This is a genomic window from Pseudomonas fluorescens (assembly GCF_902497895.1).
Lineage (GTDB): Bacteria > Pseudomonadota > Gammaproteobacteria > Pseudomonadales > Pseudomonadaceae > Aquipseudomonas > Aquipseudomonas fluorescens_BP.
In genome coordinates this window covers 1-13688 of the sequence record NZ_CABVHQ010000044.1, presented here as the reverse complement: position 1 = coordinate 13688, position 13688 = coordinate 1, and the positions used below count along the sequence as shown (strand labels likewise).

Genomic DNA, 13688 nt, shown 5'->3' with positions numbered 1-13688 from the left:
CGGTATGAAAAAAACCGGCCTTCGCGGCCGGTTTTTTTTAAGGTCAAAAGATCGCAGCCTGCGGCAGCTCCTACAGGGGGATTTGCGTATGTGCTTTTGTAGGAGCTGCCGCAGGCTGCGATCTTTTGATATTCAAGGGATCTGCACACCCTCAGCCAGCAGCATATCCACCAGGCGAATCAGCGGCAGGCCGATCAGGCTGGTGGCGTCCGGGCCTTCGGTGCTTTGAAACAGGCTCACCCCCAGGCCTTCGGCCTTGAAGCTGCCAGCGCAGTCGTAGGGCTGTTCAGCGCGCAGGTAGCGTTCGATGCGAGCGAGCTCGAGCGGGCGCATGTGCACGGTGAAAGGGATGCAGTCGACCTGGCAGTGGCCGTTCTGGCTGTTGAGCAGTGCCAGCCCGGTCAGGAAGGTCACGCTGGCGCCGCTGGCCGCCAACAGCTGCTCGCGGGCTTTCTCGAAGGTGTGGGGTTTGCCGATGAGCCGGCCGTCGAGCACGGCAACCTGGTCGGAGCCGATGATCAGGTGCGCGGGGTGGCTGCCGGCCAGGGCCTGGGCTTTCTCTTTGGCCAGGCGTTTGACCAGGTCGATGGCCTGCTCGCCAGGGCGGTGGCTTTCGTCGATATCCGGTGAGCTGCAGGTAAACGCAAGCTGCAGGCGAGCCAGTAATTCCCGGCGATAAACCGAGCTTGAAGCGAGTAATAAAGGCAGCATGCAGCTCTCCTGAGGTAGGCTGCGAATTCTAGCGAGGCTTGCAAGTGACGGACAGGGCTGAATTTCCTTTGACATGGCCGGGGGCATCCCTATAATGCTGCGCCTATGTTGAATGACCCGATTCCACCTCACGTTGACCCGCGCAAATTGGCTGATCGTGGCACCACCCTTCAAGGTGAAATGCTGCTGGCCGATTTGGAGAGACTCTGCGACCCGCTTTCCGACACCGTCGGTACGGTGCAGGCTAAATTCGTTTTTGAACGAGATGAACGTAAATCTGTGGTTATCCACAGCTTTATCGACACCGAGGTCAAAATGGTTTGCCAGCGTTGTCTTGAGCTGGTCACCCTGCCGATCCACAGCGAATGCAGTTATGCTGTGGTGAAAGAGGGTGCGAATACCCAGTCGTTGCCGAAAGGTTATGACGTGCTGGAACTGGGCGAAGATCCTTTGGATCTGCAGTCACTGATCGAGGAGGAGCTTTTGCTCGCCTTGCCCATTGTGCCTGCTCATCATCCGGAAGAATGCCAGCAGCCGGCGGGTCTCGATGAGCCCGAACCGAGCGAGGACGAGGTAACGCGGTCCAACCCGTTCAGTGTATTGGCGCAGTTAAAGCGTGACCCAAACGTTTAGGAGTTAATCAATTATGGCTGTTCAGCAGAACAAAAAATCCCGCTCTGCCCGTGACATGCGTCGTTCCCACGATGCTCTCTCGGCTAGCACTCTGTCTGTAGAAAAAACCACCGGTGAAATTCACCTGCGTCACCACGTATCGCCAGAAGGCGTATACCGTGGCCGTAAAGTGATCGACAAAGGCGCTGACGAGTAATCCTTGTCCGCTCAAGTCATCGCGATTGACGCAATGGGCGGGGACTTCGGTCCCCGCAGCATTGTTCAGGCCAGTCTTGCTTGCCTGTCCGCTACGCCCTCGTTGCACCTGACCCTCGTCGGTCAACCCTCCCTTTTAGAAGAATTGATTGCCAGTCAGCCGGCTGTGGATCGCGCGCGCCTGAATATCGTGCCGGCCGCCGAAGTCATTGGCATGGACGAAAAGCCCTCGCAGGCGTTGCGTGGCAAGCCGGACTCGTCGATGCGCGTGGCCCTGGGGCTGCTGCGCGATGGCAAGGTCCAGGCGTGCGTCAGTGCCGGCAATACCGGTGCGCTGATGGCGTTGTCGCGTTATATGCTCAAAACCCTGCCAGGTATCGACCGGCCAGCGATGGTGGCGGCTATTCCCACCCAGCGCGGCTTCTGTCAGTTACTCGACCTGGGGGCGAACGTCGATTGCAGTGCCGAACACCTGCTGCAATTTGCCGTCATGGGTTCGGTGGCGGCCGAGGCGCTGGGCGTTGTTCGCCCACGGGTGGCCTTGCTGAATATCGGCACCGAAGACATCAAGGGTAACCAGCAGGTCAAGCTCGCAGCCACGCTGCTGCAGAATGCCCGTGGCCTGAACTACATCGGCTTTGTCGAGGGTGACGGGGTGTACCGGGGCGAGGCTGACGTTGTGGTCTGCGATGGGTTTGTCGGCAATATCCTGCTCAAGTCCAGCGAAGGTCTGGCGACCATGATTGCCACGCGGATCGAAGCGTTGTTCAAGCAAAATCTGGCATCGCGAATGGTCGGCGCCCTGGCGTTGCCGTTTATGCGCCGCTTGCGGGCCGAACTGGCGCCGGCGCGGCACAACGGTGCAAGCTTTCTCGGCTTGCAGGGTATTGTCGTGAAAAGCCATGGCTCGGCCGGGGTGCAGGGTTTCCAGAGCGCCATCCAGCGAGCCTTGATCGAGATCCAGGAAAACCTGCCGGAGCGCTTGCACGGTCGTCTCGAGGATCTGTTGCTTTAGGCGTTTTCGTTCGACAATGCTTAAATGTGACCGTTCGGTTCAATCTGTCATCCAACTGTCAGTTTCTTGTGTCCCTTATTGGGACGTCAATTCTCCGACGACAAGATCATTAGGGGCTTGTTACATGTCTGCTTCCCTCGCATTCGTCTTTCCAGGGCAGGGCTCGCAGTCCCTCGGCATGTTGGCCGAGTTGGGCGCGCAATACCCATTGATCCTTGAAACATTCAAAGAAGCTTCCGATGCCCTGGGTTATGACCTGTGGGCGCTGACCCAGCAGGGGCCGGAAGAGCAACTCAATCAAACCGATAAAACCCAGCCGGCCATTCTGACCGCATCGATCGCCTTGTGGCGTCTGTGGCTGGCTGAGGGCGGTGCACGCCCGGCCTATGTCGCGGGCCACAGTCTTGGCGAATACAGCGCCCTGGTGGCTGCGGGCAGCCTGAGCCTGGGCGATGCGGTGAAGCTGGTAGAGCGTCGCGGTCAGTTGATGCAAGAAGCGGTTCCGGCCGGGCAAGGCGGCATGGCCGCTATTCTCGGTCTGGACGATGCGCAAGTGTTGGCGGCCTGTGCCGACGCGGCGCAAGGCGAAGTGGTCAGTGCGGTCAACTTCAACTCGCCGGGCCAGGTGGTGATCGCCGGGGCCAAGGCGGCTGTCGAGCGCGCCATCGAAGGTTGCAAGGGGCGCGGTGCCAAGCGTGCGATGCCGTTGCCAGTCAGCGTGCCATCCCATTGCGAGTTGATGCGTCCGGCTGCCGAGCGTTTCGCCGAGGCAGTTGCCGCAATCGACTGGCAGGCGCCGCAGATCCCGTTGGTGCAGAACGTCAGCGCCAATGTGGCGACGGATCTGGATACACTCACCCGTGATCTGCTCGAGCAGCTCTACAAGCCTGTGCGTTGGGTCGAGTCCGTCCAGTACCTGGCGGTCAACGGTGCCACTGCGCTGGTCGAGTGCGGCCCTGGCAAAGTCCTTGCGGGCCTGAACAAGCGCTGCGCCGAAGGCGTGTCGACCTCTAACCTGAATACCCCGGATGCCTTCGCTGCCGCTCGTGCGGCGCTGGTCTGAAATTAGGAGAAGCCTGCATGAGTCTGCAAGGGAAAGTTGCACTGGTTACTGGTGCCAGTCGCGGTATTGGTCAAGCCATCGCTCTTGAATTGGGGCGTTTGGGTGCTATCGTCATCGGCACAGCGACTTCCGCTTCGGGTGCCGAGCGTATCGCCGCGACCCTGAAAGAAAATGGTATCCAAGGCACTGGCCTGGAACTCAATGTCACCAGCGACGAGTCTGTCGCTGCTGTGTTGGCGAGCATTCAGGCCCAGTTCGGTGCGCCGGCGATTTTGGTCAATAATGCCGGTATCACCCGCGATAATCTGATGATGCGCATGAAAGACGACGAATGGCATGATGTCGTCGATACCAATTTGAATAGTCTGTTCCGCCTGTCCAAAGGCGTTCTGCGGGGCATGACCAAGGCTCGCTGGGGCCGAATTATCAGTATTGGTTCTGTTGTGGGTGCCATGGGCAACGCAGGCCAAGTAAACTACGCAGCCGCCAAGGCAGGACTGGAAGGTTTCAGTCGCGCTCTGGCCCGTGAAGTCGGTTCGCGGTCGATTACGGTAAACTCGGTGGCCCCTGGGTTCATCGATACCGATATGACCCGCGAATTGCCTGAGACACAGCGGGAAGCCTTGCTGACGCAAATTCCGCTGGGCCGTCTGGGACAAGCTCAAGAGATCGCGCAAGTGGTCGCTTTTTTGGCTTCGGACGGTGCGGCTTACGTTACTGGGGCTACAATCCCGGTGAACGGCGGGATGTACATGAGTTAATGTGACGGATTGATTCAAAAAAATGTAATACGAGCTGTCTAAAATCCGTTATAAAGCTGCAATCTATTTATAGGCAAAGGGTCGATCGGGTTAGAGGAGTGAAGCTTTCAGTTGAAAAACTGAAAAGCCTTTCTATACACTTACCCACTGGCCAGCTGCCTGAATTTGTCCATTAGGAGTGAAAACAAGGTATGAGCACCATCGAAGAGCGCGTCAAGAAAATCGTTGCTGAGCAACTGGGCGTTAAAGAAGAAGAAGTGACCAACAGCGCTTCCTTCGTAGAAGACCTGGGTGCCGACTCCCTTGACACCGTTGAGCTGGTGATGGCTCTGGAAGAGGAATTCGAGACCGAAATCCCTGACGAAGAAGCTGAGAAGATCACTACTGTACAAGCTGCAATCGACTACGTTACCAGCCATCAGGCGTAATTGTTTGTAGTCGTTGCTTGCTGTCATGGAAAAACCGCACTGCCATCATGGCGTGCGGTTTTTTCTTTAGGCCTGATGCAAAGTGTCGTCATTAGAAAAAGGAGAGTGCTGTGTCGCGTAGACGCGTCGTAGTCACCGGTATGGGTATGTTGTCGCCACTGGGTACGGATGTACCGAGCAGTTGGCAGGGCATTCTGGCTGGCCGCAGTGGCATTGGTCTGATCGAACACACCGACCTTTCTGCCTATTCCACCCGCTTTGGCGGCTCGGTAAAGGGCTTCAATGTCGAGGAATACCTGTCGGTCAAGGAAGCTCGCAAACTCGACCTGTTCATTCAATACGGTCTGGCGGCAGGCTTTCAGGCGGTACGCAACGCCGGCCTGGAAGTGACCGATGCCAACCGTGAACGCATTGGCGTGGCCATCGGTTCGGGCATTGGCGGTCTGACCAATATCGAAGAGACCAGTCGCACGTTGCACGAGCAAGGCCCGCGACGGATTTCGCCGTTCTTCGTGCCAGGCTCGATCATCAATATGATTTCCGGTTTCCTGTCTATCCATCTGGGTACCCAGGGACCTAACTACGCCATTTCGACTGCCTGTACCACCGGTACGCACTGCATCGGCATGGCAGCCCGCAACATTGCCTACGGCGAAGCCGATGTGATGATTGCCGGCGGCGCCGAAATGGCCGCCTGTGGCCTCGGTATGGGCGGTTTTGGTGCCGCTCGTGCGCTATCGACGCGCAATGACGAGCCAGCGCGGGCCAGCCGTCCATGGGACAAGGGCCGTGACGGCTTCGTCCTCTCCGACGGCGCCGGAGCCCTGGTGCTCGAAGAGCTGGAGCACGCCAAGGCACGCGGCGCGACCATTTATGCCGAGCTGATCGGCTTTGGCATGAGTGGCGACGCTTACCACATGACCTCACCGCCAGCCGATGGCGCAGGCGCGGCCCGTTGCATCGCCAATGCGATGCGTGATGCGCGGCTGAATGTCGAGGACGTGCAGTACATCAACGCCCACGGCACCTCGACTTCGGCCGGTGATCTGGCGGAAGTCCAGGCGATCAAGTCGGTGTTTGGCGAGCACGCCTACAAAATGGCGGTCAGTTCGACCAAGTCCATGACCGGTCACCTGTTGGGTGCGGCAGGCGCGATCGAGGCGATCTTCAGCGTGCTGGCGATCAACAGCCAGGTGGCTCCGCCGACCATCAACCTGGATGAGCCGGACGAAGGCTGCGACCTCGACTTCGTACCTCATGAGGCACGAAACATGGCCATCGATGTAGTGCTGTCCAACTCGTTCGGCTTTGGTGGCACCAACGGCTCGCTGGTGTTCCGCCGGTTCGCCGAGTGATGCTCAGCTGGGTCGACGGTCAGCCGGCTGACGCTCTGTCGCTAAAAGACCGGGGCCTGGCCTATGGCGATGGTTTGTTCGAGACTATCGCGGTCAAGGGCGGACAGCCGTTACTGCTGGAGCGGCACCTGCAGCGCCTGGCCGAGGGATGTTCACGGCTGGCGATTGCTGCGGACCAGACCCAGGTCCGCAGCGAGCTGTTGGCCTATGCCGCTGCCATGGGGGAGGGGGTGCTCAAGCTGATCCTCACCCGCGGCGACAGCCTGCGCGGTTATGCCGCCGATCCGGCTGCCCGGGCGCGACGGATTCTGCAAGGCAGTCCGCCTGCCGCTTACCCTGCTGCCCATGGGCGGCAGGGTATTCGCCTGTTCCCCTGTACGACGCGCCTGAGCGAGCAGCCCTTGCTCGCCGGGCTCAAGCATTTGAACCGCCTGGAACAGGTTATCGCCCGCTCCGAATGGCAGGCTGCCGAGTATGCCGAAGGCTTGATGCTGGACGTTTCCGGGCGGGTGATCGAGGGGGTTTTCAGCAATCTGTTTCTGCTGCGCAATGGCGTGTTGCGCACCCCCGACTTGAGCCGCTGCGGCGTTGCCGGGGTGATGCGGGCTGAATTATTGTTTCAGGCCAGGTCACTGGGCATTCCTGTGGAAGTGGCCGACATCAGTCTCGATCAGTTGCAACAGGCCGACGAAGTCTTCGTCTGCAACAGCGTGTATGGCGTCTGGCCGGTATGCGGCTATTCAGCACTGAGCTGGCCGGTTGGGCCGCTCACCCGTAAACTGCAAGACATTGCCCGCGCGCTATTGGATGCTTGATTCGTGAGACGTAAATTCTTGGTGCTGCTGGAAACCGGACTGGTTCTGGCGGGGCTACTGCTGGGCGCTTCGGCCTGGAAAGTCAATTCGGCGCTGGACCAGCCGCTCAATCTGAAGCAAGAGGAATTGCTTGAAGTGCCCGCCGGATCGACGCCGAGCGGGACTTTCAATCGGCTGGAGGCCGACGGGGTCCTGAAGGACGCTTTCTGGTTGCGGGTGTATTGGCGCTTCAATCTGGCCGGACAACCCTTGCACAGTGGTGAGTACCGCATGTTGCCGGGCATGACTGCCCAAGGCCTGATCGGTGTCTGGCAACGCGGCGAAGTGGTGCAATACAGCGTGACCCTGGTCGAAGGCTGGAATTTCCGTCAGGTACGGGCCGCCCTGGCCAAACAGGAAAAACTCGAGCAGACCCTGAACGGCTTGAGCGACAGCGAAGTGATGGACAAGCTCGGTCATGCGGGCGTATTTCCGGAGGGACGGTTCTTTCCAGACACCTATCGTTTCGTCCGCGGCATGACCGACGCCGAGCTGCTGACAAAAGCCTACGCCCGTCTGGACGATGTCCTCGCCAAAGAGTGGAGCAAGCGTGCTGCCGACGCACCTTACACTCAGCCCTACCAGGCGCTGATCATGGCTTCGCTGGTGGAAAAGGAAACCGGCGTGCCGCAAGAACGTGGGCAGATTGCCGGGGTCTTTGTGCGGCGCATGCAGCTCGGCATGTTGCTGCAAACCGATCCGACCGTGATCTACGGTCTGGGCGAGCGTTATAACGGCAAGCTGACCCGTGCCCACCTGCGCGAGGAAACCCCTTACAACACCTACATGATTGCCGGGTTGCCACCGACACCGATTGCCATGGTGGGGCGCGAGGCGATCCATGCAGCGCTGAATCCGGTGCCGGGCAGCAGTTTGTATTTTGTCGCTCGCGGTGATGGCAGTCACGTATTCTCCGATGACCTGGATGCGCACAATAATGCCGTGCGTGAGTTCCAGCTCAAACGCCGCGCGGATTATCGATCCAGCCCGGCACCGACCACCGCTCCGGCCGCACCCGAGACTCGGCCTGAAATGCCGGCCGAGAGCGCTCCAGAGCGGACTCAAGAGCCGACTCTCGAAGCGAGTCCGGAGTCGACTCCAGAGCCGATTCCCGAAGCGAGTCCGGAGTCGACTCCAGAGCCGACTCCCGAAACCAGTCCGGAGCCGACTCCAGAGCCGATTCCCGAAACCAGTCCGGAGCCGACTCCAGAGCCGATTCCCGAAACCAGTCCGGAGCCGACTGCAGAGCCTGTAGAGCCTGCAGAGCCGACTCCCGAAATGACTCCGGAACAACCGGCCACGGATCCCGCGCCAGACGCGACCGAGCCGCCAAGCCCGCAATGAATCTGACTAAGGACTGCCTGTGACTGGCCTGTTTATTACCCTGGAAGGACCGGAAGGCGCCGGTAAGAGTACTAACCGCGAGTACCTGGCCGAGCGCTTGCGCGCCGAGGGTATCGAAGTGTTGCTGACCCGCGAGCCGGGCGGCACCCCTTTGGCCGAGCGGATTCGGGAAGTGCTGCTGACCCCTGGCGAAGAAGTCATGTGTGCCGATACCGAACTGCTGCTGGTGTTCGCCGCGCGTGCCCAGCACCTGGCTGAGGTGATTCGCCCGGCGCTGGCCAAAGGCATGGTGGTCCTGTGCGATCGCTTTACCGATTCCACCTACGCCTACCAAGGCGGTGGTCGTGGTTTGTCGCTGGAGCGCATCGCCGCCCTGGAGGCCTTTGTCCAGGGTGATTTGCGCCCGCACCTGACTCTGGTGTTCGACCTGCCGGTTGAAGTCGGCCTGGCCCGCGCCAGTGCGCGTGGCCGGCTGGACCGTTTCGAGCTGGAAGGCCGGCGGTTCTTCGACGCAGTTCGCAGCGCTTACCTGAAGCGTGCCGAGGCTGAGCCGGCGCGTTATCGTCTGGTGGACGCCGCGCAGCCGCTGGCGCAGGTCCAGCAGTCGCTGGATGCCTTGCTTCCGCAATTGCTGGAGCTGTACCGTGGCTGAGGCTTTCCCTTGGCAGGACAGTCTCTGGCAGCAACTGGCCGGCCGTGCCCGGCATGCCCACGCTTACCTGCTGCACGGCCCGGTCGGGATCGGCAAACGCGCGCTGGCCGAACGCTTGATGGCCCGCTTGCTCTGCCAGAAACCGCAAGGGCTGGACGCCTGTGGGCAATGCAAATCCTGCATGCTGCTCAAGGCCGGCAGCCATCCGGATAACTACATTCTGGAGCCGGAAGAGGCGGACAAGGCAATCAAGGTCGACCAGGTCCGTGAACTGGTCGGCTTCGTGGTACAGACCGCACAGATGGGTGGGCGCAAGGTGGTGCTGATCGAGCCGGCCGAGTCGATGAACAACAACGCCGCCAACGCCTTGCTGAAAAGCCTTGAAGAGCCTTCCGGCGATACCGTATTGCTGCTGGTCAGTCATCAGCCAAGCCGTTTGTTGCCAACGGTGAAAAGTCGTTGTGTGCAGCAGGCGTGTCCGCTGCCGAGCGAAGCCATTAGCCTGGAGTGGCTGGCCAAGACCTTGCCCGACTGCGCTGAAGAAGAACGCATCGAATTGCTGACGCTGGCCGCCGGCTCGCCGCTGGCCGCGGTGACCTTGCAGGCTCAGGGTGTGCGTGAGCAACGGGCGCTGGTGGTCGATGGGGTGAAGAAATTGCTCAAGCAGCAGCAATCGCCGACTCAGTTGGCCGAGGGGTGGAATGCCATCCCGTTGCTGCTGGTGTTCGACTGGTTCTGCGATTGGTCGAGCCTGATCCTGCGCTACCAGCTCACTCAGGACGAAACAGGCCTGGGTTTGAGCGATATGCGCAAGGTTGTGCAATACCTGGCGCAGAAGTCTTCTCAGGATAAAGTCCTGGATATCCAGGACTGGATTCTTGCCCAGCGTCAGAAGGTGTTGAACAAGGCCAACCTCAATCGGGTGCTGTTGCTCGAGGCGTTGCTGGTGCAGTGGTCAGGTTTACCTATCCGCCACTGATCGACCGAGCGTAGGGTCTGTTGACGTTTGGTGACGGCTCGCCACCACAGACCCTACAATCAACTATTCAGCTACGGAGGTCAGCATGAACGAAGTAGTCAGTCCGGGTCCACGCAACGGCATCTTGTCCCTGACCATCAAGGACAAGTCGGTGCTCTATGCGGCTTACATGCCCTTCATCAAGAACGGCGGCCTGTTTATCCCGACCCACAAAAGCTACAAGCTGGGGGATGAGGTATTCATGCTGTTGAGCCTGATGGATGAGTCGGAAAAAATTCCGGTTGCCGGCAAAGTCACCTGGATCACCCCTACCGGTGCCCAGGGCAATCGTGTGGCCGGCGTCGGCGTGCAGTTCAATGATGGCGACAATAGCGCCCGCAGCAGAATCGAAACCCATCTGGCCGGAGCCCTGCAGTCCGGCCGTCCCACTCATACGATGTAGTTGCAGCCTTTATGCTTGTAGATTCCCATTGTCACCTTGATCGCCTCGACCTCGCCGAACATGCCGGATCCCTCGATGCTGCCCTCGACGCGGCTCGCCAGCGTGGGGTCGGGCATTTTCTGTGTATCGGCGTGAGCGTCGAGAATGCGGCTGACGTCAAGGCGCTGGCCGAGCGTTATGCCGATGTCGACTGCTCGGTCGGCGTCCATCCGCTCGACGTGCAGCCAGGCGCCGCCCCGGCGCTGGACTGGTTGCTGCAGGAGCTCAACCATCCGCGGGTCGTGGCCATTGGTGAAACCGGCCTGGACTACCACTACGAACCGGAGGCGGCCGAGCTGCAGCAGGAGTCCTTTCGCCTGCATCTGCAAGCCGCGCGGCAGACGGGCAAGCCGGTCATCGTGCATACCCGTGGCGCGCGCGCCGATACCCTGGCGCTGTTGCGTGAGGCGGCGCTGCCCCAGGCTGGCGTGCTGCACTGCTTCACCGAAGACTGGGAAATGGCCAAGGCCGCACTGGACCTGGGTTTCTATATTTCCCTGTCCGGTATTGTCACTTTCCGCAATGCCGATGCTTTGCGGGATGTGGCCAGGCAAGTACCGGCCGATCGTCTGCTGGTGGAAACCGATTCACCGTACCTGGCGCCGATCCCCCATCGGGGCAAACCGAACCTGCCTCAGTATGTGCGCGATGTCGCGGAGTTTCTGGCGATGTTGCGAGGGGAATCGTACGAGCGATTTGCCGAGCAAACGACCGAGAACTTCAAGCGATTGTTTCCGTTGGCGCATGTCATGGCGCCTGTGTGAGCAGATGGACCTGTGGCGAGGGGGCTTGCCCCCGCTCGGCTGCGAAGCAGTCGTAAATTCAGCTTACCCTTTGCATCTGACACAATGCGGTTGCCTGCATTGGGACCGCTGCGCGCTCCAGCGGGGGCAAGCCCCCTCGCCACAATTCATTGCCCACTGACAGGTATGGAGCCACGTTCCGGGTCAAATCCCAGGCAAAAAAAACCCGGGTTCTGGGGGGTGAATCCGGGTTAAGACCATTAGGAGTAAAACAAAGATACGCCGTCCGTTGGTACCTTCATCGGCGCGCCACTTGGGGGAGATGTCACGCCGACAGTTCAAGTATTGATCACTATTGCTACGAGTCCAGTCTGACCCCCGTGTTTTTTAAACAGATTTGGAATACGTGCGCTTCGGTTGGGTTCTCATTACCCGGCAATGCCTGCCACAATTTGCAGAGTTTCGTCGATCACGCGCTTTTCTGTATAGAAATGCGGGGAAAAGCGAATGCCAGGCCCGCGCGGTATGCACACCACCTGGTGTTGCTTGAGTTGCTCGTAGACCAGATGAGTATCGATGCCATCGATACTGAAAGAGAAAATTCCGCCGCGCCGGGCTGGATTCAGCGGGCTGTGCAGCTGCACGCCGGGAATCGCACTCAAGCCGTCCTGTAGCCATTGCACGCGTTCGGCAATGAGCCTGGCAACTTCTTCCATGCCGACTTCTTCGAGCAGCGACAGGCTGGCTTCCAGCGCCATGGCCCCGAGCATGTTCGGGCTGCCACATTCGAAGCGTCGCGCGCTTTTGGCCGGCTCCCACCCAGTGCGATTGTAATCGCCCATGTGCTCGAGCATGTGCCAGCCAAATTCGTGCAATTTCAGGTGTTCGCGCAACTCGCTGCGGCAATAGAACACCCCCAGGCCTTCGGGCCCCAGGAGCCATTTATGGCCGTCAGCCATGGCGAAATCGCATTGATAAGCCTGCACATCAAAGGGCAGGGCGCCCAGTTGCTGGATCGCATCAATACAGAACAGCACGTTCTGCCGTTTACAACCGACGCCCAGGCGCTGCAGGTCCAGGCGCAGGCCGCTGGCGAACTGCACGGCACTGACTGACATCAGCCGGGTGCGCGGACCGCAGGCGGCCAGCAGGGCACTTTCCGGGTCCTCACCCTTGAGGCTGACCTGGATCACTTCCACGCCTTGCGGTGCCAGAGCTTCCCAGACGATGCGATTGGACGGAAATTCTTCGTCACTAATAACAATCTGATCGCCGGCCTGCCATTCCAGTCCGAAAGCGACAAAAGACAGCGCTTCCGAAGTGTTTTTGACCAGCGCCACGTCATCAGTCGACGGAGCGTTAAGCAGGCGCATCAGGCGTTCGCGCAAGCGCTGCTCAAGGGTCATCCAGTCCGAATAGTCCCGCGCGCCCAGCAAAACGTTCTCTCGGGCGAAACGGGCGACCGCCTCGGCGGCCCGATTTGGCCATGGCGCGACGGCCGCATGATTCAAATAACGCAGGCCCGGAGCCTGTACAAATTCATCAAGAAACGTAGACATGGTCGGATGATCCGTGCAATTTGGCGCAAGTTAGGCATAATACGCGGCTTCGATTTTGACCCCTACAGACCTTTTCTTATGCAGAAAGAACCTCGTAAGGTCCGTGAGTTTCGTCGCCGCGAGCAAGAAATTCTCGATACCGCGCTCAAGCTGTTCCTCGAACAAGGTGAAGACAGCGTCACCGTCGAGATGATCGCTGATGCCGTCGGTATCGGCAAAGGGACCATCTACAAGCATTTCAAGTCCAAGGCGGAGATTTATCTGCGCCTGATGCTCGACTACGAGCGCGACCTGAACGAGCTGTTGCACTCTGCCGATGTAGACAAGGATAAGGAAGCCCTGTCCCGGGCCTACTTCGAATTCCGCATGCGCGATCCGGCGCGCTACCGACTGTTCGACCGCCTGGAAGAGAAGGTGGTCAAGGGCAATCAGGTACCGGAGATGGTCGAGGAGCTGCACAAGATCCGCGCCTCCAACTTCGAACGTCTGACCTTGCTGATCAAGGGCCGGATCAGCGAAGGCAAGCTCGAAGACGTCCCCCCTTACTTCCACTATTGCGCAGCCTGGGCGCTGGTACATGGTGCCGTTGCGCTGTATCACTCGCCGTTCTGGAGCAATGTGCTGGAAGATCAGGAAGGTTTCTTCCAGTTCCTGATGGATATCGGCGTGCGCATGGGCAACAAGCGCAAGCGCGATACCGACACCCCCGGCAGCTGAGTCATTCAGTTGCCTTATTGCGCCATGTTTCTCTGCATGGCGCAGTACCTCAGTAATATACTCAGGCTAAGGGTGCGTTCTCGATAACTGACAGTCGCGCCGTCGCCCCGCTGAAATTGTGGGCCGACGGTATTGGCGGCAGGGGCTAGGCCCTACGGGTTGAAGCTGTGATCGCGCCAGGCTGCGTTGCGGGACTTG

At 59.6% G+C, this 13688-nt stretch carries 15 protein-coding genes and 1 pseudogene; 14 read left to right on the top strand and 2 right to left on the bottom strand.

Annotated elements, in window-relative coordinates:
* Nucleotides 1-132 precede the first annotated feature (132 nt).
* Complete coding sequence (locus tag F8N21_RS20460; protein WP_150643835.1) at nt 133-711, bottom strand: Maf family protein; 579 nt, start codon at nt 709-711, stop codon at nt 133-135.
* A 105-nt stretch (nt 712-816) separates the two neighbouring features.
* On the opposite strand from F8N21_RS20460, the gene F8N21_RS20455 reads away from it, so the two are divergent.
* The 13 genes and pseudogenes from F8N21_RS20455 (at nt 817) to F8N21_RS20395 (ending at nt 11235) form a co-directional block, all read left to right on the top strand.
* A complete protein-coding gene (locus F8N21_RS20455) occupies nt 817-1344 on the top strand; it encodes a YceD family protein (protein ID WP_008152342.1) in 528 nt (175 codons plus the stop codon).
* Between the two features lie 13 nt (nt 1345-1357).
* On the top strand, nt 1358-1540 hold the full coding sequence (rpmF, locus tag F8N21_RS20450) for a 50S ribosomal protein L32 (protein ID WP_003442519.1): 183 nt from the start codon (nt 1358-1360) through the stop codon (nt 1538-1540).
* Between the two features lie 3 nt (nt 1541-1543).
* Entirely contained in the window at nt 1544-2554 is a 1011-nt protein-coding gene (gene plsX, locus F8N21_RS20445; protein WP_150643834.1) for a phosphate acyltransferase PlsX, read from the top strand.
* A 124-nt stretch (nt 2555-2678) separates the two neighbouring features.
* Entirely contained in the window at nt 2679-3617 is a 939-nt protein-coding gene (gene fabD / locus F8N21_RS20440; protein WP_150643833.1) for an ACP S-malonyltransferase, read from the top strand.
* A gap of 17 nt (nt 3618-3634) precedes the next feature.
* On the top strand, nt 3635-4378 hold the full coding sequence (gene fabG / locus F8N21_RS20435) for a 3-oxoacyl-ACP reductase FabG (RefSeq protein ID WP_150643832.1): 744 nt from the start codon (nt 3635-3637) through the stop codon (nt 4376-4378).
* Nucleotides 4379-4569: 191 nt separating this feature from the next.
* Nucleotides 4570-4806, top strand: a complete 237-nt coding sequence (gene acpP, locus F8N21_RS20430; protein WP_004371293.1) for an acyl carrier protein — start codon at nt 4570-4572, stop codon at nt 4804-4806.
* A gap of 110 nt (nt 4807-4916) precedes the next feature.
* Nucleotides 4917-6161 (top strand): beta-ketoacyl-ACP synthase II, encoded by a 1245-nt coding sequence (gene fabF, locus F8N21_RS20425; protein ID WP_150643831.1) that lies wholly within the window; start codon nt 4917-4919, stop codon nt 6159-6161.
* Nucleotides 6161-6976: an aminodeoxychorismate lyase gene (gene pabC, locus F8N21_RS20420; RefSeq protein WP_150643830.1), complete on the top strand. Its 816-nt coding sequence runs from the start codon at nt 6161-6163 to the stop codon at nt 6974-6976. The genes fabF and pabC overlap by 1 nt, the downstream gene beginning before the upstream one ends.
* A gap of 3 nt (nt 6977-6979) precedes the next feature.
* Nucleotides 6980-8215: pseudogene (gene mltG, locus F8N21_RS20415) on the top strand (endolytic transglycosylase MltG); the annotation flags it as partial.
* Nucleotides 8216-8378: 163 nt separating this feature from the next.
* Nucleotides 8379-9011 (top strand): dTMP kinase, encoded by a 633-nt coding sequence (gene tmk, locus F8N21_RS20410; protein ID WP_150643828.1) that lies wholly within the window; start codon nt 8379-8381, stop codon nt 9009-9011.
* Nucleotides 9004-9990: a DNA polymerase III subunit delta' gene (locus F8N21_RS20405; protein ID WP_150643827.1), complete on the top strand. Its 987-nt coding sequence runs from the start codon at nt 9004-9006 to the stop codon at nt 9988-9990. The genes tmk and F8N21_RS20405 overlap by 8 nt, the downstream gene beginning before the upstream one ends.
* An 85-nt stretch (nt 9991-10075) precedes the next feature.
* Nucleotides 10076-10432, top strand: a complete 357-nt coding sequence (locus tag F8N21_RS20400) for a PilZ domain-containing protein (RefSeq protein ID WP_150643826.1) — start codon at nt 10076-10078, stop codon at nt 10430-10432.
* 11 nt (nt 10433-10443) lie between these two features.
* Entirely contained in the window at nt 10444-11235 is a 792-nt protein-coding gene (locus F8N21_RS20395) for a TatD family hydrolase (RefSeq protein WP_150643825.1), read from the top strand.
* Between the two features lie 407 nt (nt 11236-11642).
* On the opposite strand, the gene F8N21_RS20390 is transcribed toward F8N21_RS20395, so the two are convergent.
* Nucleotides 11643-12773, bottom strand: coding sequence for an aminotransferase class V-fold PLP-dependent enzyme (locus F8N21_RS20390; protein WP_150643824.1), 1131 nt, complete (start codon nt 12771-12773; stop codon nt 11643-11645).
* A gap of 78 nt (nt 12774-12851) precedes the next feature.
* Between F8N21_RS20390 and F8N21_RS20385 the strand changes: the two genes are divergently transcribed.
* The gene (locus F8N21_RS20385) at nt 12852-13490 is read left to right on the top strand and encodes a TetR/AcrR family transcriptional regulator (RefSeq protein ID WP_150643823.1); all 639 of its coding nucleotides are present in this window, start codon (nt 12852-12854) and stop codon (nt 13488-13490) included.
* Nucleotides 13491-13688: the final 198 nt, after the last annotated feature.

Excerpts from the sequence above, each read along its gene's own strand:
- F8N21_RS20460 (WP_150643835.1), bottom strand. The coding sequence starts at position 711 with ATGCTGCCTTTATTACTCGCTTCAAGCTCGGTTTATCGCCGGGAATTA.
- F8N21_RS20455 (WP_008152342.1), top strand. The coding sequence starts at position 817 with ATGTTGAATGACCCGATTCCACCTCACGTTGACCCGCGCAAATTGGCT.
- rpmF (WP_003442519.1), top strand. The coding sequence starts at position 1,358 with ATGGCTGTTCAGCAGAACAAAAAATCCCGCTCTGCCCGTGACATGCGT.
- fabD (WP_150643833.1), top strand. The coding sequence starts at position 2,679 with ATGTCTGCTTCCCTCGCATTCGTCTTTCCAGGGCAGGGCTCGCAGTCC.
- fabG (WP_150643832.1), top strand. The coding sequence starts at position 3,635 with ATGAGTCTGCAAGGGAAAGTTGCACTGGTTACTGGTGCCAGTCGCGGT.
- acpP (WP_004371293.1), top strand. The coding sequence starts at position 4,570 with ATGAGCACCATCGAAGAGCGCGTCAAGAAAATCGTTGCTGAGCAACTG.
- pabC (WP_150643830.1), top strand. The coding sequence starts at position 6,161 with ATGCTCAGCTGGGTCGACGGTCAGCCGGCTGACGCTCTGTCGCTAAAA.
- F8N21_RS20400 (WP_150643826.1), top strand. The coding sequence starts at position 10,076 with ATGAACGAAGTAGTCAGTCCGGGTCCACGCAACGGCATCTTGTCCCTG.
- F8N21_RS20395 (WP_150643825.1), top strand. The coding sequence starts at position 10,444 with ATGCTTGTAGATTCCCATTGTCACCTTGATCGCCTCGACCTCGCCGAA.
- F8N21_RS20390 (WP_150643824.1), bottom strand. The coding sequence starts at position 12,773 with ATGTCTACGTTTCTTGATGAATTTGTACAGGCTCCGGGCCTGCGTTAT.
- F8N21_RS20385 (WP_150643823.1), top strand. The coding sequence starts at position 12,852 with ATGCAGAAAGAACCTCGTAAGGTCCGTGAGTTTCGTCGCCGCGAGCAA.